Origin of the sequence: Chelativorans sp. AA-79 (genome assembly GCF_029457495.1) — a bacterium.
Lineage (GTDB): Bacteria > Pseudomonadota > Alphaproteobacteria > Rhizobiales > Rhizobiaceae > Chelativorans.
In genome coordinates, this window is the sequence record NZ_CP120361.1 from 3,387,563 (window position 1) to 3,410,923 (window position 23,361).

Sequence of the window (23,361 nt, forward strand, 5' to 3'; positions counted from 1 at the left end):
CACCTCTGATTCCTTATGGATGATTCGCAGGTACGCGTTCGCGGATCGGTCAAGGGGTAAGAAAGCAGAAACGAGGGCCCGTCGGGATGGCGAGCGCGTATGCGTGGGCATTGCCTACCGCCCTGTTCTCCAGGCGCGGGAGGTCCAAGCAGGAAACGGAAGTCGCCGGCAATGCGAAGATCATCGCCGCGCCGGCCTATGAACGCCTGCTTGCCGTCGAGCCCTATCTGCGTCGGGCGATCCCCTTCCTGATCGTGATCTTTCTTTTCGTGGTGGCGGCAGCGAGACTGCTTTCACTGATGAACTGGCACGACGACATCGAACGCGAAACCAGGCGGCATCTGGGTCTCGCCGCACAGAACCTTGCGCAGTCGCTGCAGATCGCCGGCGCGGAAGGCCTCGCCCGGCCGGGCGCCGCCGAGACTTTGATCGATGAGGCCGTGCTGCGTGCCGGCGCTGACGGCGGCTGGGTGCTGGCGCTCACCGACCCGCAATTCATGGTGACCGCCACCTCGCCGGGCGGCCGGGAGATGAAGGGCCGCTCGCTCGACAGCCTTGTCTCGGGCGGGCAGCCGCTCTTCATGTTCGGAGAGAGGGCCGGCGTGCTCGAAGTGCAGATCGGCGCGGCGACGTGGTTCGCCGCAGTGAGCCTGCTGCCGGACGGAAGCGGCTCCGCGGTGGCGCTCGCCCCGCGCGACGCCGTCTTCGCCGAATGGCGCAGCACGGTCTCGCTCAATGTCACGCTCTTCGCGCTCACCGCCGGCGTGTTGATGGCGATCCTCTATGCCTATTTCAGCCAGGCCGCGCGAGCGCAGGCCGCCGACCGCATCTATCTCGAGGCGCACCAGCGCATCGATCTGGCGCTGGTGCGCGGCAAGTGCGGGCTGTGGGACTGGGACATGGCGCGCGGCAAGATGTACTGGTCGGCCTCCATGTACGAGATGCTGGGCTACGAGGCCGCCGACATCATGCTTTCCTTCGGCGACGTGGCGAGCCTCATCCACCCCGACGACGGCGACCTCTTCGGGGCGGCCAACCGCATCGTCGCGCGCGAGATCGAGCAGGTCGACCAGATCTTCCGCATGCGCCATGCGAACGGACAGTGGATCTGGGTGCGCGCACGGGCGCAGGTGGTGGACCCGGACGCGCCGGAGATCCATCTCATCGGCATCGCCGTCGATGTCACGGAACAGCGCACGCTGGTGCAGCAATCCGAAGCTGCCGACCAGCGGCTGCGCACGGCGATCGAGAACATCACCGAATCCTTCGTGCTGTGGGACGCGGCCGAGCGGCTGGTGATGTGCAACTCGCGTTACCTGAAGAGCACCGGGCTCGATGCGGCGGAGGTGCTTCCCGGCCTTCATCGCGGGGAGATCGAGGCGCGCATGAACGCCGTGCGCTACGAGCGGCGGCTGACCGGATCCGCCAGCCAGCAGGACGGGGTGACCTATGAGCGCCAGCTCGCCGACGGACGCTGGCTGCAGGTGACGGAGCTCAAGACCCGCGACGGCGGCACCGTCTCGGTGGGCACCGACATCACCCAGCTCAAGCAGCATCAGGAGAAACTCGTCGAAAGCGAGCGCCGGCTGATGGCGACGATCCAGGATCTCTCCATCGCCCGCCGGGCCGAGCAGGAGCGTAGCCAGGAGCTCGTGGAGCTCAACCGCAAATATATGCGCGAGACGGAACGTGCCGAGGCCGCCAACCGGGCGAAATCGGAATTCCTCGCCAATATGTCGCACGAGCTCAGGACACCACTCAACGCCATCATCGGCTTCTCGGAACTGATGCAACAGGGGCTGTTCGGACCGCTTGGCTCGGAGCGCTACCAGGAATATGTGAGCGACATCTATTCGAGCGGCAGCTATCTCCTGGGCGTGATCAACGACATCCTCGACATGTCCAAGATCGAAGCCGGGCAGTTCTCCATCCACCGGGAGAATATCGACCTTTCACCCCTCATCCGCGAGACGATGAGGGTGGTCACCTTGCAAGCCGACAAGAAGAACATCGAGCTGACGACCGACATCCCGGATTCGCTGTCGCTCTATGCGGACCGGCGCGCGGTCAAGCAGGTCCTCATCAACCTGCTCTTCAATGCGGTGAAGTTCACGGGCCAGGGCGGCAAGGTCACACTCAAGGCGCGCAAGGTCTCGCGCTCGCTCATGTTCACCATCCAGGACACGGGCTGCGGCATCCCGCGCGAAGCGCTCAAGAAGCTCGGCCGACCGTTCGAACAGGTGGAGAACCAGTATTCGCGCAGCCACAACGGCTCGGGCCTGGGGCTAGCGATTTCCCGCTCGCTCACCGAGCTTCATGGCGGCGCGTTGCGCATCCGCTCCGCCGAAGGCGTGGGCACCATCGTCTGCGTGCGCCTGCCGGTGCAGCCGGCCCAATCGAGGGCGGCAGCGTAGCGGAACATTCCGCTCTCGTGGCCGGTTCCGCTTCCTTTATCGAAAAGCAGGTCCGATGGCTCGCAAGCATCCGATCCTGAGGACGCTCGGGCCCGAGGAGCGGTAAATACCAGCGGCTCCTTCATTCGACCGTTTTGCCGATTTGCGCCGTTCACCTGCAAGGCGGTCACGTCAAAAGGGGCCGCGGGTGTCCATCAGCCCTTCCCCAGCAGCCGCTCGAAATGGCCCCTCACCCGCTTCGCCGTCTCCTTGATATCCGCCTCCAGCACGGCGAAATCCGGCAGGTCGACGCTGCGCAGGAGGATGTCAGCCAGGCCGGGCGGCACGTCATCGGGGTCGAGCGGGCCGGTGAGGCACAGGCGCACGATCTGGGTGAGCGTCATATAGAGCCGGTAGGCTTCGACCAGTTCGCCACGAGTCTGGCCTTCGGCGAAATCCGGTGAGAGCGCGGCCAGCACCTCGCCCGTATTAGGAGGCCGCGGCTCGGCTGTGCAATGGCCTGAGAGTGCCGCCACCTGGGCGATGAACTCCAGATCGATGATGCCACCTGGGATAAGCTTCAGGTCCCAGATATTCCTGGCCGGCTTTTCCTTTTCGATGAGGGCGCGCATCTCGGCAGCATCGCGCTTCAACTTAGCAGGACCGCGCGGCATGGCGACGATCGCCTGCACCTCCTTCTGAACCTCGGCGCAGAGCGAGGCGTCGCCGGCCACGGCGCGCGCCCGTGTCAGCGCCATGTGCTCCCAGGTCCAGGCATCGGTGCGCTGGTATTTGCGGAAGGCCTCGATATGCGTCGCCACGGGCCCCTTGTTGCCGGACGGGCGCAATCTCAAATCGAGCTCGTAGAGCACGCCTTCGGCCGTCGGCGCCGAGACGGCTGCGATCAGCCTTTGGGTGAGCCGGGCGTAGTAGTGCGAGGGAGCGAGCGCCTTCCTGCCGTCCGACTCCTCGGCTTCGGGTGCATGATCGTAGAGCAGGATCAGATCGACGTCCGAGCCCGCCGTCAGCTCCCGGCTGCCGAGCTTGCCCATGCCCAGGATCGCCGCGCGCCCGTCCTTCACCCGCCCGTGCGTCAGCGCGAACTCGTCCTCTACCGCCTCGAAGGCGGCGCCGATGGTGAGATCGGCGAGATCGGAGAAGGCCTTGCCCGCGCGCGTGGCGTCGATGCTGCCGGTGAGGAGCCGCATGCCGATCAGGAATTTCTGCTCCGCGGCGAAGATGCGCAGGCGATCAAGCTGCTCCTCGAAAGCGCGCGCGCCGGAGAGGAAGGTCTCGAGCCGCTCGGCCAGATAGGCGCGGTTCGGCAGTTCCGACAGCAGCGCGGGATCGAGAAGCCCGTCGAAGACATGCGGCCTGCGCGTGATGACGGCCGCAAGCCTGGGCGCCGCGCCCATGATCGTGGCCAGCAGTTGCAGGAGCCGCGGATTCGACTGCAGCAGGGAGAAGAGCTGTATGCCGGCCGGCAGTCCGGCGAGGAACTCGTTGAAGCGCAGCAGCGCCTCGTCGGCGCGCCGGGTGCGGCCAAAGGCTTCCAGCAGTGCAGGTGTCAGTTCGGTCAGGCGCTCCCGCGCCTCGGCCGACTGGGTGACGCGGTAGCGCCCAAAATGCCATCCGCGGATCACCCGGCAGATGTCGCTCGCGCGCTCGAAGCCCAGTTCGGAAAGCGTTTCCAGCGTGCCCGGATCGTCCCCGTCGCCGGTGAAGACCAGATTGCCCACCCCGCGCGAAAGCTGCGGCGCGGTCTCGAACAAGGCCGCGTAGTGGCGTTCGACCGTGTGCAGCGCCGCGCTGAAGGTTTTTGCAAAGTCTTCGCCGCCGGGGAAGCCGAGCAGACGGCCGATGCGCTCCAGACCCTCCTCGGTGTCCGGCAGGAGATGGGTCTGCTCGTCGGCCACCATCTGCAACGCATTCTCGACATCGCGCAGGAACCAGTACTGGGCGACCAGACCTTCCCTCGCATCGGCCGTGATCCATCCGCGCTCGGCAAGCTCCTCCAGCATCCCCACCGTCTCGCGGCCCCGCAGTTCGGGAAAGCGCCCGCCCGCGATCAACTGCTGGGTCTGCACGAAGAACTCGATCTCGCGGATGCCGCCGCGCCCAAGCTTCACGTTGTGGCCGGCGACGGCGATCTCGCCATGGCCCTTGTGCGCATGGATCTGACGCTTGATCGAATGCACGTCGGCAATCGCGGCATAGTCCAGATATTTGCGCCAGACATAGGGCTGCAGTTCGGCAAGGAAGCGCTCGCCCGCCTTCACGTCGCCGGCGACCGCGCGCGCCTTGATCATCGCCGCGCGTTCCCAATTCTGGCCGCGGCTTTCATAGTAGTTGAGCGCGGCTTCAACCGGCAGGGCCAGCGGCGTGGACCCCGGATCGGGCCTCAGTCTCAGATCCGTGCGGAAGACGTAGCCGTCCTCGGTGCGGTCCTGCAGGATGCGCACCAGACGGCGGGTGAGCCGGACGAAGAGCTCCGTCGCCTCCAGCGGATCGGTGATGGCGGGTGCGGTGAGATCGACCAGGACGATGACATCGATATCGGAAGAATAGTTGAGCTCGCGCGCGCCGAGCTTGCCCATGGCCAGCAGGATCCAGCCGCTGTCCTTCGAAGGATGGCCGGAATCGGGAAGACGAAGCTTTTCCTGACGGTGCGCATCGCGCAGCAGGAAGTCGGTTGCCGCGCGCACGCAGGCTTCCGCCAGCAGGCTCAGCCGCAGGACCGTCCGGGAGGCATCCGCCTCGCCTGCCAGATTTCCGAGCGCAATGAGAAGATGCGCCTCCTGCTTCAACCGGCGCAGCGTCTTCATCAGAGCCGCCTCGCTCGCGCCCTCCGCCAGGCCCGCAGCCCCGATCTCCTCGTTCAGGCGCGAAAGGCGCGCCTCCACCCCTTGGTCGAAGAGCGCCTCCAGGCTCCCGGGCAGACGCCGCGCGCAATCGCGCAGATAGGGCGAGAGATCGAAGACGGCGCCGAGGAAGTCCCTCAGCGGGCCGCCGGCGGCGAGCAGCGCCGCCAGACGCGGGCAGTCCTGCGCCGCCGCGGCCTCGGCAAGCGACTGCACTTCCTCCTCCGCATGCGCGGCATCGAGGGGGAGGAGCTTGCGCGCGGGCACGCCGAACCAGGCTGAGCCGTCATCTCTTCTGCGCGACGGATCAACAGGCATGGAGGCCGACCGCTTACCTTCCATGGTCTTCTTTGCCATCAATCACTTTCGTTGCGTTCATCCATTCTTGCCCGTCGGGAAGATCATCGCAACAGTGAGCCCACCGCCCTCCCCGGAAAGTTCCAGCCGGCCGCCGTGGAAGGTCATCACCGCCTTGGCGAGGCTCAAGCCCAGGCCCGAGCCCGGCTGGCTGCGGCTCGCCTCCAGCCGCACGAAGCGCTCGGTGGCCCGTTCACGGTCCTCCTCCGGAATGCCCGGCCCGTTGTCGGCGACCGTCAGCCGCACGGTCTCCCCCTCCTCGCGCAGGGATACCGAGACGGTCGGGTGCTCGCCGAAGCCGGCTGAATATTTGATAGCGTTGTCGACCACGTTCGAGAGCGACTGGCCGATGAGCTCGCGATTGCCGTCGATCTGTATGCTTTCTGCCGTCTCTGCCCTCAGTTCCACCCCCATCTCCTCGGCCACGGGTTCATAGAGTTCCACCACATCGGACAGGATCGCGCCGAGATCGACCCCGGCCGTGCTCTCGGCGGAATAGCCCGCCTCCAGGCGGGAGATCATCAGGATGGCGTTGAAGGTGCGGATGAGCTGGTCGGATTCGGCGATCGTCTGTTCCAGAGCCTCCTTCGTCGCGGCCACGCCCGCGTCGCTGCTGAGCGCCGCCTCGGCACGATTGCGCAGACGCGTGAGCGGCGTCTTCAGATCATGCGCGATATTCGCCGAGACCTGCTTCAGGCCTTCGTTGAGGCCGGCGATGCGGTCGAGCATCGCGTTGAGGTTCTCCGAGAGCCGATCGAATTCGTCCCCGGCACCGGTCACGGGCAAGCGCCGGGAAAGATCGCCGCCCATGATCTGCCGACTCGCCTCCGAGACGTTGTCGATGCGCCTGAGCGCGCGACGCCCGACAAAATACCAGATGAGGAACGCACCCAGCCCCATCATCGCGAGCGCCACGGCGAGCGCGCGGCGCACGACCCGACCAAACTGCTCCCCTTCACTGAGGTCGCGCCCGACGAGCAGAATCATCCGGTTGGGCAGGCGGATCACCTGCGCCACCGCCTTGTGATCCTCCTCGGCGAGCTGCTGATTGCGCTCCCCGAAGCGGCGATAGAAGAACGGGGTCTCGATCCAGCCGGGCGAATCGAGGACGCCGGGCTGGATGCTCTCGACATTGCCGGACAGGATGAAGCCGCTGGGGTCGGCGATGAGGTAGAGATTGGCACCGGGCTGGCGGGCGCGGATCTCCACCAGCCGCACGAGTCCCGGCAGCCCGCCGCGTTGATAGGCACGTCCAAGGCCGGCCACTTCCTCGCCGATCGCATCCTGCGTCTGCGCCACCAGCATGCGGGTGGACAGGGAGCTGACATAGATGACCAGCATCACCGCACAGGCGGCGAACAGCACGAGGTAGAGTGCCGAAAGCCGTGCGGCGGTCGTCTTCATGATGGCCGAAAGGGTGGCCATGGCGCTAGAGGCTGTCGGGGACGTGGGATGGAGACTGGTCGGCTCGAAGCATATAGCCGGCACCGCGGATCGTATGGAGGAGAGGCTTCTCGAACCCCTTCTCGATTTTGCCGCGCAGACGGGAAATATGCACGTCGATCACGTTTGTCTGGGGATCGAAGTGATAATCCCAGACGTTTTCCAGCAGCATGGTGCGCGTCACCACCTGGCCGGCATGGCGCATGAGATATTCGAGCAGGCGGAATTCTCGCGGCTGCAGCGTGATCTCCTGGCCGCCACGGCGCACCGTGTGAGACAGGCGATCGAGTTCCAGGTCGCCAACGCGATAGACGGTCTCCACGTCGCGGGCGCCCGCACGTCGCTTCAGCACTTCGACGCGGGCCAAAAGCTCGGAGAACGCATAGGGTTTGGTCAGATAGTCGTCGCCACCCGCACGCAGGCCCGTCACGCGGTCGTCGACCTCGCCCAGGGCCGATAGGATGAGCGCCGGCGTGGCGTTCCCTTTCGCCCTGAGCCCGGCGATCACGGACAGGCCGTCGCGCCGCGGCAACATGCGGTCGATCACGAAGACATCGTAATTGCCGCCGTCGGCCAGGACGAAGCCCGCCTCGCCGTCTGCGGCCACATCGGCCGTGTGTCCGGCCTCGGAGAAGGCCTTCTTCAGGAAGCCCGCGGCTTCCCGGTCGTCTTCGATGATCAGAATCTTCATGGTGCGATCTTACACGTTCCGGGCCGCACCGCTCCAGCAGCGCCACGCAAAAGCGGCGGCGGGCTTTCCCGCCACCGCCGAAGGCGACTATGCGTTTGCCGCCGAGGCGGCCGATCAGCCGATCGGCAGTGCCACGAAGCGGTTGGCATCATCGCGCACCACCTGCAGGAGCACGGCGCCCCGGCCGGCGCTGGAAGCGGCATCGACGGCCTTCTTCATGTCCCCGGCCGAATTCACCGCCTGCGAATTGACGGCGCGGATGACGTCGCCCGGCTGGATGCCGTTGTCTTCTGCCACGCTGCCCGGCTCGACATCGGTGACGACGAGGCCCTCGCCTTCCTCGGCCGGTGAAACCGTCAGGCCGAAGCTCGCCGGTTCACCGCTCTCGTCCGACGGCGCGCCGGGTGCCGCGGAGGCCATCTGATCGGGTGCGGGCATTTCAGTGAGCGCCACCTCGAAGTCCTGGGACTTGCCGTTCCGCCAGACGGTGATGGCTGCGTCCTTGCCCGGATCCATGGAGGCGATGGTGCGTGCCAGCTCACGCGGGGACGCAATGGGCTTGCCGTCGACGGCGATCACCACGTCGCCGGCCTTGATGCCGGCCTTGGCCGCGGGGTCACCATCGTTCACGCTGTTGACCAGCGCGCCCTTGGCCTCCTCGAGCCCGAGCGAATCGGCGATCTGCGGCGTCACGTCCTGGATGCTCACGCCCATATAGCCGCGTTCCACCGCGCCGTCGTCGATCAGGTCCTGGACGACGGTCTTGGCGAGAGAGGCGGGAATGGCGAAGGCGATGCCCACATTGCCGCCGGACGGCGAGAAGATCGCGGTGTTGACGCCAACCACCTGCCCCGAAAGGTTGAAGGTCGGACCGCCGGAATTGCCCTGGTTCACCGCCGCGTCGATCTGCAGGAAGTCGTCATAGTTGCCGGCGCCGATCTCGCGGCCGCGCGCCGAGACGATGCCCGCCGTGACCGTGCCTCCGAGACCGAAGGGGTTGCCGACCGCCACGACCCAGTCGCCCACGCGCACAGCGTCGTCATCGGCAAAGCTCACATAGGTGAATTCGCGGTCGCCCTTCACCTTCAGCACGGCGAGATCCGTGCGCGGATCGGTGCCGATGAGGTCCGCCTGAAGCTCGGTACCGTCATCCATCACGACCGTATACTGGTTGCCGCCCTCGACAACGTGGTTGTTGGTCACGAGATAGCCGTCATCGGAAATGAAGAAGCCGGATCCCTGCGCGATGGGCCGGACGCGGTGGCGCTGCGGGCCGCGCCGCTCTTCGCCGCGGGGCCTCTGGAGATCATCGAAGAAGCGACGCAGCGGATGGTTCGGCGGCAGGTTGTCGAAACCCGGCATGTCGAAGAAGGGGGTGGCCACATTGCCCGGCTCCGGCGTGTCGCCCGACACGCGCACGCTCACCACCGCCGGCGAGACCACATCGACGACATCCGCGAAGCTGGGCGCCTGGACGGGCCTTTCCAGCTTGACGGGATCGGCAAAGACGGGAACCGTCCCCGTGCTGACGGCGCCAAGTCCGACTGCTCCGGCGATCGCCAGAGAGGCCACGGCCGCGACGAGACGGCTGCGTGTCTTCGAAGTTACTTTGTTGTCTGCACTCATGACGAACCAGCTCCTCATGCCTTTGGAATCTTGTTTCAAGGACGTTTTACATCCCGTTCGTCACCTGAAATAGGCGGAAGCACCTTACGATGCCATTTCCGAGGCATGAAACTTTCGTAATGTTTGGCTGAATTCGGCAGATTTCGCAGGAAAGACGCGGATTTTCATCGGCCCGCGGCGATCGTGACGGCATGTTTGCGCCTTGCGCGGTGTCAGTCCCGCTCCTTCAGGACGTCCCGGAGCGCCGCCTCCTCTTCGGCCGAAAGTCTCGCCGGCCGCGCCCCGGCCCGCCGACGCAGCGTCACGACGGCCAGAACACCTCCGCCGAGCAGGAAAAGAACCGGTGTCGCCCACAATGCAGCGTTCCGGGCGCTGAAACGCGGCTTCAGAAGCACGAACTCGCCATAGCGCGAGACGACATAGTCCAGCACCTCCTCGTTGCTGTCGCCCGCCTCTATGCGGTCGCGGACGAGGATACGCAGGTCGCGCGCAAGCTCTGCCTCCGAATCGTCGATGGACTGGTTCTGGCAGACCATGCAGCGCAGCTCGGCGGAGAGATTGCGCGCACGCGCCTCCAGTGCCGGGTCCGCAAGCATCTCGTCCGGCTGCACCGCGGCCGCCATGCCCGAAAGCCCGAGCATCAGCGCCAGGGCAAGCGGCTCCGCCCGCATCTTCATGCGGCCTCCTCGCCCGCCGTGACGGGCTTCCTGCGCCTTGCCGGCACGCCGACGCGCAGCCTGCGGTCCATGAGCGAGACAAGGCCGCCGGCCATCATCACCAGCGCGCCGCCCCAGATCAGCGTGACGAGCGGCTTCCACCAGATGCGAACCACAAGACCGTTCGCGCCACGATCGCCGATCGAGACATAAAGCTGACTCAGGCCCATGGTCCTGATGCCCGCTTCCGTCGTGGGCATGCCGCGTGCGGTGTAGAAGCGCTTGGAGGAGACGATCTGCCCGAATGACCCGCCGCGATTGTTGCCAAGCGCGAAGACCGCCTGTTCCTCCGTATAGTTCGGTCCCGTGTAGGGGCGCAGGCTTTCGAAACGCAGCGTATAGCCGCTGATCTGCGTGGTCTGGCCGGGCTGCATAACCAGGATGTGCTCGGCCTCGAGGGTCGTTACCGAAACGATGCCGAGCACCGTCACGCCGAGGCCGGCATGGGCGAGCGCCGTGCCGAAAATCGAGAGCGGCAGGCCGGCCACCCTGCGCAGTGCGGCCGCGGAACCGGCCTTGCCCACACCGGCCTTGAGCGCGAGGTCCGTCACCGCACCGAAGACGAGCCACAAGCCGAGCGCGATACCGAGCGCCGCCAGGCCTGAGGCGCGGTCGACCAGCACATAGCTTGCAAGCGCGCAGGCGCCGGCCGCCCAGAATGCGAATTGAAGGCGCTGCGCCGCCGCCAGGACATCCCCCCGCTTCCACGCGAGCAGCGGCCCGAAGGGAGCCGCGATCAGCAGCGGCAGGAAAAGGGGCACGAAAGTCAGGTTGAAGAAAGGCGCTCCGACGGAGATCTTCTCGCCCGTCACCGCCTCGATCACGAGCGGATAGAGGGTGCCCACGAGCACTGTCGCCGCCGCGGTGGTCAGCAGGAGGTTGTTGAGGACAAGCGCGCCTTCGCGGGAGATCGGGTGGAACAGCCCTCCGGGGGCGAGCGCGGCCGCGCGGATCGCGAAGAGCGCGAGCGCGCCGCCGATGAAGAACATCAGGATCGCCAGGATGAAGACGCCGCGCGTCGGATCGGTGGCGAAGGAATGCACGGAGGTGAGCACGCCCGAGCGGACGAGGAAGGTGCCGAGCAGGGACAGCGAGAAGGTCAGGATCGCCAGGAGCACCGTCCAGATTTTCAGCGCCGAGCGCTTTTCCATCACGATGGCCGAATGCAGAAGCGCGGTTCCCGAAAGCCAGGGAAGGAAAGAAGCGTTCTCGACCGGGTCCCAGAACCAGAATCCGCCCCAGCCGAGCTCGTAATAGGCCCAGTAGGATCCCATGGCGATGCCGCCCGTGAGGAAGGCCCAGGCGACGAGGGTCCATGGCCGCACCCAGCGGGCCCACGCCGCATCGATGCGGCCGTCGATCAGTGCCGCGACGGCGAAGGAGAAGGCGATGGAGAAGCCGACATAGCCGAGATAGAGCAGGGGCGGATGGATGGCGAGCCCCACATCCTGCAGGATGGGATTGAGGTCGCGCCCCTCGATCGGCGCGGGTTCGAGACGGATGAACGGATTGGAGGTGAAAAGGATAAACAGGAGAAAAGCGCCGGCGATGAGCCCCTGGACGGCCAGCACATTGGCCCGCAGCGTCGGTGGAAGATTCCGGCCGAAGGCTGCCACGAACGCGCCGAAGAGCGAAAGGATCAGCACCCACAGGAGCATGGAACCTTCATGATTGCCCCAGGTGCCGGTGATCTTGAAGAGGAGCGGCTTGGCCGAGTGGGAGTTCTCCCACACATTGACGACGGAAAAATCCGACTGGACATAGGCCAGGACGAGCGCGGCGAAGGCCATGGCGATCAGCGCGAAGCCGGTGATCGCCACCGGCTCCCCGATCCGCATGAGCGGGGAACTGCCGATCCGCGCGCCGATCATGGGAACGCAGGCCTGCACCAGCGCGAGCGCAAGCGCCAGCACCAGGGCGAAATGGCCGAGTTCGACGCTCATCGCCTCGTCCTCACTGCTCCTGCCACAGGCCGTCCTCCTTCAGCCGGTCGGCGACCTCCCGCGGCATATAGGTCTCGTCGTGCTTGGCGAGTACCGTGTCGGCGACGAAAACGCCGTCCGAGCCCATCACGCCCTCGGTCACGACCCCCTGCTCCTCGCGGAAAAGATCGGGCAGGATGCCGTCATAGACGACCGGTACCTCGTTCTCGCTGTCGGTCACGACGAAGCGGACATGGGTCGCCTCGCCGCGCTCGATGGACCCTTTCTGGACGAGACCGCCGAGACGGATGCGCTCGCCCGCCGCCGCAGACTGCGACAGGAGGTCGGCTGGCATGTAGAAATAGGATGTCTGCTGTCCCAGCGCATAGAAGGTCAGGCCCGCCGCCAGGGCGAGAAACCCCATGCCTGAGCCGATGATCGCCAGCCGCTTCTGCTTGCGCGTCACTTCTTCACCTGCTTGCCCTCGATGCCGAGCGTCTCGGCGAGTTGCGCCACCGATCTTCCCTCCGGCGTTTCCGGCCCCAGGGCGGCGAGAGCCCGGTCCAGCGCATCCGCGGCCTCGCTTTGCCTTCCCAGCACCGCGTAGGAGCGCACCAGCCGGCGCCATCCCTCCGGATCATCCGGATTCTCGCGCAGCTTGGCATCCAGGCTCGCCACCATGCCTTCTATCATATCCTGCCGCGCTTCCGGCGCCATCTCCTGCGCGGCGGCCACCTGCTCCTCGGACGGGCCATCGGGGGGAGAGACCTGCGCCGGTGCCGACGAAAGCCCGGCAAGGGCCTGCCCTGCCGCGGCCTTCCACGGCGATTCCTCCGGCAACCCGCTCGCCATATCCTGCCAGATGGCGCGCGCCTCGTCGGCGTTCCCTTCCTGCGCCCTTGCCATCGCGATGAAGAACCGGGCCCGGGGGTTACCCTCTTCCAGCGTCAGGGCGCGGTTGAAGGCAGCCTCCGCGTCGGCGGTGATGACCCCGCCGCTCTCGCCGACCATCGCCTCGCCCAGCCCCGCTTCGCGATCGGCGGTGGCGCCCGCAAGTTCCATGGTCCGACGGTAGGCGGCGACTGCATCGGCATAGCGCCCGATCCGCGCATAAACAGGCGCAAGGGTCTCCCAGCCACGCGCGTCCTGCGGATGTTCGGCCAGATAGGCCTCGGCGCGCGCGATCAGTTCCTCCAGCGAAGCCTGGGCCGGATCCTGCTCGAGACGCGCCTGCAGCGGCATGGCCGGCATCCCCGGAGAGCCCAGCAGGGAATAGAGTCCCCAGCTCAACACCGGCACGGCAAGCACCGCCCCCATAGCGACGGCGCGCACCAGTTTCCCGCGTGCTTGCCCTTCCTTTCCATCATCGTCGGAAGACGATTGGGTGAGCTTCAGAATGCGCCGTCCGATCTCCGTGCGCGCCTCCGCGGCGTCGCTTTCGGAAATCAGCCCGCGCTTCACCTCCTGCTCGAGTTCAGAAAGCTGATCGCGATAGACGGCAAGATCATGCTTGCTGCCCGCGGCTGGCTCGGTGCCACCACGCAGGAACGGCCGCATCACCGCCAGCGCGGCGGCGAGGGTCAGGAATGCGGCGAAAACCCAAAACAGCATGATGGTTCCAATATCCGTCTTGCCCGCCGGTGCCAACCGCCGCCGGATGCGGCTTTTTTGCCGCCGCTCTATCCGCAGAGACCGATGCCCGCCTTGATCCGCATCAGAATGAGGAACTGCTTCAGGCAGACGGGAACTGAAACCCCTCCGCTGCGACCGCTTGCTCTAGTCGAGCAACGTCCAGCTTCCATCCGGGTTGCGGCAAGCGGTCGCGCGTGCCCTTCGCTTTCCGCCGTCCACCGTCACGGAATGGGAATAAGGCCGGCAATCCTGCGACCCGACACGATATGGCTGCGCAGCGGTCACGGCGCCGCTGTGCCTCGTGCGCTCGTCGCTCCAGTTGACGGGCTGCCCGGCGGGCGCCGATTCCAGCGCCCGATATTCGGCGTCGATTGCCGCAAGGCGCTCGCGCCGGTTCAGGCCAGCGCCCAGTTGCCCCATCACGAGGCCACCGCCAACGATGCCGCCAATGGCGCGCACGGAGCCCTGCTCCGAGGATGCGGTGACGTCCACCGATCGCGAAAAGCCGCCCACCGCGCAACCGGAAAGCAGGAACGCCGTCACGATGGCAATAGCCGATACCCTCATGCCGTTTTCACCCTCCGCCGCAAAGCCGCGTCGCGACTACAGACCATGTTTGACCGAATTTTGTCCATCCGGGAATCCCTTCCCTATTCGCCTCTCATGCCGCCGGCAGCGACACCTCCGCCTTCAGCCCTCCCAGCTTCGACCTCTCCAGTGAGAGCGTGCCTCCGTATTCTTCCACCAGATCGGCGACGATCGACAGGCCGAGGCCGGTTCCCGGCTTGCTCTCGTCGAGCCGTCTTCCGCGTTTCAGCGCCTGGCGCGCCTGGTCCTCCGGAATCCCCGGGCCGTCATCCTCGATCACGACGCGGAAGCTTCGCGGCCCCGCTTCGTCCGCCTGGACAAGGCCGAGCGACAGCACCACCTTCCCGCTCGCCCATTTCATCGCGTTCTCCAGAAGGTTGCCGGTGATCTCCTCCAGATCCTCGCGCTCGCCGGCGAACACGATTTCGCTTTCCGGCATCTTCACGGCCAGCCGCTTGTCCGGATTGAGCTTCTCCGCCACCCTGGCCATCCGCGCCAGTGTCTGGTTCACCGGGCTGCGCGAGGCAAGCGTGTTGCGCTGGGCGGCGGCGCGGGCGCGCTGGAGATAGTGGTCGATCTGCTTCTGCATGCCCTCGGCGTGATTCGTGATCAGCCCCCCCTTGTCGCCGCCGAGCGTCCTGCCTTCGTTCATCAGCACCGCAAGCGGCGTCTTGAGCGAATGCGCCAGGTTGCCCACCTGCGTGCGCGCCCGCTCGATGATGCGCCGGTTGTTCTCGATGAGCGCGTTGGTCTCCTCCGCAAGCGGGGCGATCTCCACGGGAAACGGGCCGGAAAGCCGCTCGGCCGTTCCCGCGCGTATGCTGGCGAGCGCCTGCCTGATACTGCCGAGAGGCTTGAGCGCCACCAAGATGGCGAAGACGTTGATGGCGATCATGCCGAGGCCGAAAATGGCGAGATAGGCGTAAAGCCGGCCGGCGAAGTCGGAAATCTCCTGCTCCAGTTCGCTCCGGTTTCCCATCACGCGAAAGCGGGCGACACGGTCCAGCTGGTCGAGCACGATCTCCGCCTCCAGCACCTCGATCTGCTCCCCGCCGGGCCCTTCCTCGAGATATCTGCGCCGGAACTCGCGGTCGAACGGCACCTCGTCCGTGGAAGGCGAATTGACCGGCATCACGAGCGAGGGGGAGTGAAGCCGGTTGCGCAGCGCCTCCGATACCGGCTCGACGGCCCAGTACCAGCCCGACAGAGGTTCGGAAAACCGGAGGTCCCCCAGATTGGGGCTGCCCACCAGCCGGCCGTCGTCCGTGGCGCTCACGGAGGCGATCAGGTTGAAGAGATGGGCGGAAAGCACATTGTCGAAGCCCCGCTCGCTCACCTGCCGGAAAAGCGTCGAGATCACGGTCGCGATCACCACGAGCGCGATGATCGCCCAGATGGACGAGAACGCGACGACGCGGAACGTCAGCATGCGCGGCAGGGCTTTGAGCCGCGCCCCGAAGGTTGACGGCGGACGCCCCTGCCCGCCACGCGCCCTGTCAGCCATTCGGCTCGCGCATGCGGTACCCCATCCCCCGCACGGTTTCGATCAGGTCGATGCCGAGCTTCTTGCGCAGACGCCCGACAAAGACCTCGATGGTGTTCGAATCCCGGTCGAAGTCCTGGTCATAGAGATGCTCGACCAGCTCCGTGCGCGAGACGACGGAGCCCTTGTGGTGCATCAGATAGGCAAGCATCCGGTATTCGTGCGAGGTGAGCTTGAGCGGCACCCCGTCGACATCCGCCTTCGACGCCTTGGTGTCCAGCCGCAAAGGCCCGCAGAAAAGTTCCGGCGAGGCATGCCCCGCCGCCCTGCGGATCAACGCCCGCAAGCGCGCCAGGATTTCCTCCATGTGGAAGGGCTTGGTGACGTAGTCGTCCGCGCCTGCATCGATGCCCGAGACCTTGTCGCTCCAGCGGTCCCGCGCGGTCAGGATCAACACCGGCATCGTCCGTCCGTCGCGGCGCCAGCGCTCCAGCACGCTGATGCCGTCCATCTGCGGAAGGCCGATATCCAGCACCACCGCGTCGTAGGGCTCCGTATCGCCCAGGAAATGCCCCTCCTCGCCGTCGAAGGCGCGGTCCACCACATACCCCGCGTCCTCCAATGCGGCGCTGATCTGCCGGTTCAGGTCCTTGTCGTCCTCGACAACCAGAATGCGCATGGATTCAACCGCCTAAAAATCCTGAAAAGCCTTGAAACATCGATCGGCTATCGCGCCGGAACGGTCACTTCCACCCGCCTGGGCCGCTCGCCGTCCTTGGCCGGAACCAGGATGACGATCCGGCAGACGGTGCTCCCGCCCTGCGTTTCCGCCGAGGCGCCGGCCAGCGTGCCGCCCTGCTCGGCCGCGATCTGCTGGCCGATCGCATAGCAGTCCGGTGCGCCCTGCGCGAGAAGCAGGGGCGGCCGGGCGAAGGCGCTGGTGGCGAAAAGCCCCAGCGCGACACCCGCATTCGTCAGCCACAGGATTTTGGAACGGATCTTTTTCATGGTCCCCTGTCTAACCCAACGGGGCTGAATGGGGAATGAACAATTGGCGAATTTCAACCATACTGGCGACGGAAAGCCCCGCACGGGGTCTCCCGCGCGGGGCCTTGTTTCAGCCGATCCGGGTCTCGGCGGAAAGTCGTCCGAAAATGGCCACGAGGCCCGATATGGCCGTGATCGCCTGCAGAAGCGTTTCCGTGAGCGTCTGGCCGTCGATCTCCGCCACGGGCAAGCCGAACAGGCCGCCCACCGCCGTGGCCACGGTCACGGCCGACGCCCATATGGTGCGCGAAAGATACCAGGGTTTCGTCTCTGTCATTCCCATGCTCCTTTTCGGTTGGAAATTCATCAGGCGAGCGGAACCGTCCGCCTGACGGGCAGGCCCGCCCCCACGAGCGCGCTCGACTGGGCGACGGACACCTCGATCGCCGCCGGCGGTTCGGAAAAGTCGGCCGCCATCATCGCAGCCGTGTAGACCCAGGCCGGCGCGGCGGCGGTCGCGGTTCTCACGCTCGCCCCACCGGGCAGCCCGATCCCGATCCGGTAGAGCTCCCGCTCCTCGCCGAGCGGGATGTCCTCTCCCATCCAGCTATCTGCATCCACGCGGCCGCGCCTGATCCAGGACAGATGCAGGTCGCCAGCGTGCATCCGTGCCCGCAGATGCACCGGCGAGAGTGGCAGCAGCGCCTGCCTTCCGCCCTCGGCCGGGACGCGGAGGAAATACTCGTCCGAGATGTCGTAGCCCGCCGGTCCGATGCGCCAGTTGAGCTCGAGCCCGATCTCCTCGGGCTTCAGCCCCGCGGGCGCCACCGCCTCGTCGAGGAAGACGAACGGCGCGCCCGCCTCCGCCCCCGCCGCCATCGCATCGCTGGTGCCGAGCTGTCCGCGCAGAAGCCCCTTCAACCGCCACACCGAAGGCTCGATCTCCTCCGCCTCCTCGAACTGGAGGATCTCCCACGCGCCCGCCATCGACCGCACGGCGGCGGCGTTCCCGCCGTTCAGCATGTGCAGGCGCGAAATGCTCTGGAGCTCTCCGTCCAGCAGCCGCACGTCGAGCGTGATGGAGCGGTCGAACCGCCCTTCCGCCGCCCCGGCGGGCAGGGCCTGCCGCAGCAGGCCGATCACCGCCCTGCTCGCCGTCGTCCCGCGCAGGTCAAATCCGGTCTCCTCCGGCGAAGCGAGCACGGCCTGCGTCCGCCAGGGTGCCGCCCGCACGGCAAGCCGGAACTGGTCCTGCGGCGCGTCCTGCGACGAGCGCGACGGCAGATCGAGGAACAGCGCATAAGGCTTGCTCGGAACATACACGCCGCCGGAACCACCGCCGGGACCCGGCACATTCTTCGCGGGCGGAGCCGCAACGCGCACGATCCGCCGCGCCTTCACGAGCCGGGCGAGCCCGTCCTCCACCTCCTCCACCAGGTAGTCGGGTCCCTCCGCCTCCCCCGGCAAGCGCAGGACATTTCCCGCGTCGATGCGCCTTTCGGCTCCAGGCACGGCGAAAGTCACGCGCTCCCGCCCGTCCCAGCTTCGCCGCAGGAGATTGCGTGCGAGGCTCTCGGCCTCGCCCACGGCAAGCGCTCCCGGAAAGGAGAAGAAGCTCGTGCCGCTCCCCTTCGCGCCCACATAGTCGGCCGCCGCCGTCGCCGACTGGTGCTCGTTCATCGGATCGGTGAAATCGATCTGCACCAGCGCCGGCAGATCATGATCCGGCTGGCGCACGCGCTCCACCGTCTCGCGTCCGTCCTCCAGCATCAGTTCCTCCAGCGCCACCGCCTTTCCGGCACCCGCGCCTTCCGTGGCGAAGACGAGCCCTTGGTCGCCATCCATCGCGGCGATGCCGAAGAGCGTGGCGATCGGCTCGATGGCCGCGCGCGCGGTGGTGGGATTTGTCACCACGTAGCCCGCCACCATGCCGTCCGCCCGCGACGTGTCGGCGGGCGGCAGCCCGTGATCGGCCAGGATGGCCTCGATAAGCGCTTCGACCGGAACGCCGCTCAGCCGGCCGTTCAGCCAATGCCCGCTCCACCAGTTGTCGCCATCTCCCCAGACATTCCCCTGCAGCGGGAAAGCCGGGAAAGGCCGGGCGTCCCAAGCCCAGATGCCGATGCCGCCCACGTCCACCATCGGCCCGCCATAGACGGGCGAGACGGGGTTGGCCGCCGGTCCCCCGTCCTCCCAATGGCGATAATGCGCCATCAGGAAGCGGTGCTGCGCGAGATCCGAGCGTCCGCCGTTGGAAAAATAGGGCACCGCGCTCTCGGCTGACTTCGGATCGCCGAAGACGTTCGGTTGGTTCGGCCCCTTGTCGATCGCCGCGCAGCCGAGCTCGGTGAAATGGATCGGCTTCGACATCGGCACCCAGGCGGTCGGCGTGGCCTGCTCCACGCCGCCGACGCGGTTATGGTGGCGGTTCGACCACCAGCCGGCGAGGTCCTTGTAGCGGTACACCCAGTGCTTGCCATGGGCACCGTCGATGATCGGCGTCCGCCGCCGCGCCGCCCGGTCCGCGGCACTCGCATAGTACCAGTCGAACCCCTCGCCCGCGGCGATCGCGGTCCGCAGGCCATCCGGATCGTAGGGCCCGGTGAAACCGTCGGGATTGCTGCCGTCCACGTCCTGGTCGCGCCAGTCGGAGAGCGGCATGTAGTTGTCGATGCCGACGGCATCGATCGCCGGATGCGCCCACAGGCTGTCGAGATGAAAGAAGACGTCGCCCGAGCCGTCCGCCGGCTGGTGGCCGAAATACTCGCTCCAGTCGGCCGCATAGGTGATCGCCGTCGCATCGCCCAGGATGCCCTGCGCCTCCGCCGCCAGTTCCACCAGCAGTTCCACGAAGGGAAAGCGGTTCGCCCCGTCCCTGAGCGTCGTGAGTCCGCGCAGTTCCGAACCGATGAGGAAGGCGTCCACCCCGCCCGCCGCCTCCGCGAGATGGGCGTAATGCAGGAGAAACCGGCGATAGCTCCATTCGCCGGAATTGCCGTCGAACCGGATCGTTTCGCCGCTGCGCCGGAACTGCGCCGGCATGGCCGTCCCGGCAAACGCGACGATTTCGTTCCGCACCGCTGCCGTCTTGTCCGGCGTCCCGGCCCTCCCCGGCGCCGGATGGCAGGTGATGCGGCCGCGCCATGGATAGGCCGGCTGCGCGCCCCCGCCATAGGGGTTCGGCAGTGCGTTGTCCGCCGGCACGTCCATCATGATGAAGGGGTAGAGCGCCACCTTCAGACCCCTTTCGCGGATCGCCCCGATCGCCTCCATCACCGAGCGGTCCGTGGGCGTTCCGCCATAGGCGGCCTTGCCGTCGTTGCGCGAAACGGTCTCCGCCTCTTCCCGGCTCACGCCGGAGACCTGCCAGTCCGCGGACAGCCCGTCCGGGTCGTCCTGCGTCACCATCGGCTTGATCCTGCATTCGCCGGCGCGCAGGTCCGTGCCGAACCAGGAGACCACGAGCGACACGGTCTCGAGGTTGGGGCAGAGCATCTGCAATTCGTCCAGCGAGGCCTCGAAATCGGTCGCCGCGGTCAGCACGTGGCGGTTCACCGCTTCCGTCTCGCCGAGACCCCTTTGCAGCCGTACCAGCTTCGGCGAGAGCCCGTATTCCGTCGATCCGGGAATGAGCGCCACCGATCTGATGCGGCGGTTGAGCTCGCCCACGGGACGGATCACCTCGAACTGAAACTGCGGGATGCGCCTCCCGTAATCGTCGATCGGAAAGCGCTCGATCACCACATAGGCCGTGCCGCGATAGGCAGACGCGTTGCCCTCTCCCTGCTTCGCCTCGATCAGCGGGTCCACCGGCTGGTGCTCCGAGCCCGGATAGACGCGGATCTCCACCTCGCCCCGGTCCACCTCCTTGCCGTCGGCCCAGATCCGGCGCACGCCGGCGATCTCGCCTTCGCAAAGCGCGAAGGCCGCGTTGGCGAAATAGGAATAGTCGGTGACCTTCGGCCCGCCTCCCTTGCCGCCCTGCCGGCTCGTCGTGCTCTTCTCCTCGAACCGCGTCGCCCAGATCAGCGTGCCGCTCGTGCGCACCGTGCCGTAGAGACGCGGCAGGGGCGCGCCGTCCTCGGCTGTGAACGGCCTCGCCGACGTCAGCCGCGGTCCCTCGTAACGCTGTGTGCCCGTGATCAGCGCCCGGTCGACCATATAGCCGGCTATCGCGCCCGCGGCCGAGCCGATGGCCGTGCCGACCGGGCCGAACACGCCGCCCAGGAACGCACCGGCCGCCTGCAGAAGGATGGTCGCCATCATTCACTCCGTTGCTAGGGGCTGCCGGGGGTTCCCCCTCTCTCGCAAATTCCAAGGACTTGGCTCCGCCAGGCCCGGGAATTTGCTTTCTCTCCCGCAAGGGGAGAGACAACGCCGGCATCAACTTTCCTGCCAATCGCCAGCGCCGGTGATTTTGCCGAGGCGATGGCGCAGGACGCCTATCTCTCCCCTTGCGGGAGAGAAAGCGATCTCAACATCTTAGCCGCAGGCTAAGTGTTGGAAATCGCAAGAGAGAGGTAACTCCATTGGCCAAATCTACGGAAAAGCGAAAACCCCGGCGATGCGCCGACGCCACTGCGGCACGAGCGCCGAGGTCACGACGCCCCGGCCCTCATAGGCGTGGATGAACGCATCCCCGCTCACCAGAATGCCCGCATGCTTGGCCGGCAAGTGCTGGCGCCAGCGGAAGAGCACGAGCCTGCCCGGTACGAGATCGGCCCTCCCGCATTCGATGAAGTGCCGCCTGGCCGCGTCGAGCAGCCGTTCCTCGCCGCTCGCCTCGGCCCAATCCATGCTGTAGGGGCCGGGCGGCTCCGGCTCGCCGCCATAGAGCTCCATCCAGACACCGCGGACGAGGCCCAGGCAATCGCAGCCCACGCCCCTGCGGCTCGCCTGGTGCCGGTAAGGGGTTCCGAGCCAGGAAAGCGCTGCCGCGATCACCGCTGCCGGCGCAGCCATGTCCTCGGTCATTCCACGACAGGGCCGCCGTCGAAGACCTGCCCCTCCACCACATAAGAATAGCCGACGTCGTTCCCCGGCAGATGCGGGAAGCCGCGGAAATTGGCGCTGTTGGCAAATTTCGCCCTGCAGGTTGAAAACTGCTTGTCGCAGCCGGCGGTCACGGTGAAGGCATCGCCCGGCGCGACGGCCGCCGCCGTGTCCCGCCAGAGGTCGAGCACGGTCCCTTCGATGTCCTTCCGATGCGCAGAGACCCGTTCCCGCCGTCCGGCGCTCGCGCCCGAAGTCCAGGTCAGGATCCCGTTCGCGAACCAGCCGCTCTCGAACGCCTCGAGCCCGGAGACGGCAATGCTGTTGCCCTGCGTCGACACCAGCGTGCCCGCCCCCTTCCACCGGCCGTCCTCCAGGTTCACGCGGCAGCGCCCGTCGCCAAGCTCCGCATCGCAGAGCCTGCGCACCGTGCGGCCGTTTGTCTGGTCGAGCGCCCGTTCCGGGCTTTCCAGTTCCGCCACGAAGCGCCCGTCGCGTCGCGCGATCTGCCCGATCACCGCGCGCCTCAGCCGCGCGAACTCCTCCGGCCGCTGCCAGTTGACGAGCAGCGTCTCCACCGTCGCCCCGTCATAGAGACCCGCGACGACATCGCCTTCGCCGATGTCGAGCGAGGAGAGCGCCCCCTCGACATCCACGGTGTCGACGGCAAGCCCCAGCGAGCGCCGCGCTTCGGTCGCCGAAAGCCCGGTCTCCGGCATGAACACCGTGCCGTCGCAGGCGATCTGCCGGTCATGGTCGGTGAAGCCCATCACCTGGCCATCGCCGCGCGTCAGCCGCCAGCAATGGCAGAGCGTGGTGACCTCCTTTCCCAGATGCGCCGCAAGCGCGGCCGGAATCTTCGCCATCACAGCACCTCCACCAGCGGGATCGAGGGGATCTGACCGGCCCGGAACGCCGTCACGCACGCCGAAAGCCGTTCCGTGTCGAAGCGCACGGGCACGTCGAACTCGAAGCCGGCGGTGATCTTCTCTCCCGCCGCCGGTATGGCGCCGGCGGAGAAGACCAGTTCACCCGTCTCCGGATCGGTCGAATAGTCGGCCGAGATCTGTTTCGGCACGCCGGCCACCGCAACCAGCACGGTCTCGGCCACGGGCCGCGTGATTTCGCGCCGATAGGCATCCTCTCCCACGCCGTAAGTCTTCATGAGCACAAATCGGCTCGTTGCTCCATCGCCCATGCCGATCTCCTGGTCGAAGGCGGTCGGCGCCCGGTGCGGCGCGGAGGATTTCATGTCGAACGGATCGCGGAAGCGGAACGCATGCAGCGAGCCGCGCCGCGCCTCGAAGAAGGCCATCACCTCGTAGAGGTCTTCGAGCGAGCGCACACCGGTCCCCGCGTCGTAATGCCTGCGCGAATGCGCCATGCGCGCGTTGCGCTTTTCCCGGCCCGAGGTGAGCTGCACGATCTCGTTGCGCCGCTCCGGCCCACCCGTCGCGCCGAAGGAGACGCCGAGCGGAAAGCGCACGTCGTGAAAACTGTTCATGAGAGTTCCTGAATTTGTTTGACATACCGCGACCGTCGCGGAGTTGGGACCGTTCAGGCATGGATCTCGGTCGAACCCGAGGATGACGAACGCATGGAGCGCTTCCGCTGCTCGCCAGCATCGGAGGTTTGCGGAAACCTCTCCTCCTCGTCATCCTTCGGGCTCG

At 66.7% G+C, this 23,361-nt stretch carries 18 protein-coding genes; 1 reads left to right on the top strand and 17 read right to left on the bottom strand.

Annotated elements, in window-relative coordinates:
- The first annotated feature begins 86 nt into the window (after positions 1 to 86).
- Entirely contained in the window at positions 87 to 2,414 is a 2,328-nt protein-coding gene (locus PVE73_RS16580) for a PAS domain-containing sensor histidine kinase (protein ID WP_277363303.1), read from the top strand.
- Between the two features lie 194 nt (positions 2,415 to 2,608).
- Here PVE73_RS16580 and PVE73_RS16585 read toward each other — a convergent pair whose 3' ends face one another.
- The 17 genes from PVE73_RS16585 to PVE73_RS16665 form a co-directional block, all read right to left on the bottom strand.
- The gene (locus PVE73_RS16585; RefSeq protein WP_277367482.1) at positions 2,609 to 5,572 is read right to left on the bottom strand and encodes a bifunctional [glutamine synthetase] adenylyltransferase/[glutamine synthetase]-adenylyl-L-tyrosine phosphorylase; all 2,964 of its coding nucleotides are present in this window, start codon (positions 5,570 to 5,572) and stop codon (positions 2,609 to 2,611) included.
- Positions 5,573 to 5,629: 57 nt separating this feature from the next.
- Positions 5,630 to 7,036, bottom strand: coding sequence for a HAMP domain-containing sensor histidine kinase (locus tag PVE73_RS16590; protein ID WP_277363304.1), 1,407 nt, complete (start codon positions 7,034 to 7,036; stop codon positions 5,630 to 5,632).
- A 4-nt stretch (positions 7,037 to 7,040) separates the two neighbouring features.
- Complete coding sequence (locus tag PVE73_RS16595) at positions 7,041 to 7,745, bottom strand: response regulator transcription factor (RefSeq protein WP_277363305.1); 705 nt, start codon at positions 7,743 to 7,745, stop codon at positions 7,041 to 7,043.
- Positions 7,746 to 7,859: 114 nt separating this feature from the next.
- Positions 7,860 to 9,371, bottom strand: a complete 1,512-nt coding sequence (locus PVE73_RS16600; protein WP_277363306.1) for a Do family serine endopeptidase — start codon at positions 9,369 to 9,371, stop codon at positions 7,860 to 7,862.
- A gap of 212 nt (positions 9,372 to 9,583) precedes the next feature.
- On the bottom strand, positions 9,584 to 10,042 hold the full coding sequence (locus tag PVE73_RS16605) for a cytochrome c-type biogenesis protein (protein ID WP_277367483.1): 459 nt from the start codon (positions 10,040 to 10,042) through the stop codon (positions 9,584 to 9,586).
- A gap of 2 nt (positions 10,043 to 10,044) precedes the next feature.
- Positions 10,045 to 12,030 (bottom strand): heme lyase CcmF/NrfE family subunit, encoded by a 1,986-nt coding sequence (locus tag PVE73_RS16610; protein WP_277363307.1) that lies wholly within the window; start codon positions 12,028 to 12,030, stop codon positions 10,045 to 10,047.
- 10 nt (positions 12,031 to 12,040) lie between these two features.
- Positions 12,041 to 12,475 carry a cytochrome c maturation protein CcmE gene (ccmE, locus tag PVE73_RS16615; RefSeq protein WP_277363308.1) on the bottom strand — a complete coding sequence of 145 codons (435 nt, stop codon included), beginning with the start codon at positions 12,473 to 12,475 and terminating at the stop codon, positions 12,041 to 12,043.
- Complete coding sequence (ccmI, locus tag PVE73_RS16620; protein ID WP_277363309.1) at positions 12,472 to 13,620, bottom strand: c-type cytochrome biogenesis protein CcmI; 1,149 nt, start codon at positions 13,618 to 13,620, stop codon at positions 12,472 to 12,474. Before ccmI ends, ccmE begins: the two co-directional genes overlap by 4 nt.
- A gap of 165 nt (positions 13,621 to 13,785) precedes the next feature.
- The gene (locus PVE73_RS16625; protein ID WP_277363310.1) at positions 13,786 to 14,208 is read right to left on the bottom strand and encodes a hypothetical protein; all 423 of its coding nucleotides are present in this window, start codon (positions 14,206 to 14,208) and stop codon (positions 13,786 to 13,788) included.
- Positions 14,209 to 14,302: 94 nt separating this feature from the next.
- Complete coding sequence (locus PVE73_RS16630; protein ID WP_277367484.1) at positions 14,303 to 15,658, bottom strand: ATP-binding protein; 1,356 nt, start codon at positions 15,656 to 15,658, stop codon at positions 14,303 to 14,305.
- Between the two features lie 67 nt (positions 15,659 to 15,725).
- On the bottom strand, positions 15,726 to 16,391 hold the full coding sequence (locus tag PVE73_RS16635) for a response regulator transcription factor (RefSeq protein ID WP_277363311.1): 666 nt from the start codon (positions 16,389 to 16,391) through the stop codon (positions 15,726 to 15,728).
- A gap of 47 nt (positions 16,392 to 16,438) precedes the next feature.
- The gene (locus PVE73_RS16640) at positions 16,439 to 16,720 is read right to left on the bottom strand and encodes a hypothetical protein (protein ID WP_277363312.1); all 282 of its coding nucleotides are present in this window, start codon (positions 16,718 to 16,720) and stop codon (positions 16,439 to 16,441) included.
- A gap of 109 nt (positions 16,721 to 16,829) precedes the next feature.
- Entirely contained in the window at positions 16,830 to 17,036 is a 207-nt protein-coding gene (locus PVE73_RS16645) for a hypothetical protein (RefSeq protein WP_277363313.1), read from the bottom strand.
- A gap of 29 nt (positions 17,037 to 17,065) precedes the next feature.
- On the bottom strand, positions 17,066 to 20,962 hold the full coding sequence (locus PVE73_RS16650; protein ID WP_277363314.1) for a glycoside hydrolase/phage tail family protein: 3,897 nt from the start codon (positions 20,960 to 20,962) through the stop codon (positions 17,066 to 17,068).
- Positions 20,963 to 21,238: 276 nt separating this feature from the next.
- Positions 21,239 to 21,661, bottom strand: coding sequence for an NlpC/P60 family protein (locus PVE73_RS16655; RefSeq protein ID WP_277363315.1), 423 nt, complete (start codon positions 21,659 to 21,661; stop codon positions 21,239 to 21,241).
- A gap of 8 nt (positions 21,662 to 21,669) precedes the next feature.
- On the bottom strand, positions 21,670 to 22,557 hold the full coding sequence (locus PVE73_RS16660; RefSeq protein ID WP_277363316.1) for a DUF2163 domain-containing protein: 888 nt from the start codon (positions 22,555 to 22,557) through the stop codon (positions 21,670 to 21,672).
- Positions 22,557 to 23,195, bottom strand: a complete 639-nt coding sequence (locus PVE73_RS16665) for a DUF2460 domain-containing protein (RefSeq protein ID WP_277363317.1) — start codon at positions 23,193 to 23,195, stop codon at positions 22,557 to 22,559. The genes PVE73_RS16660 and PVE73_RS16665 overlap by 1 nt, the downstream gene beginning before the upstream one ends.
- Positions 23,196 to 23,361: the final 166 nt, after the last annotated feature.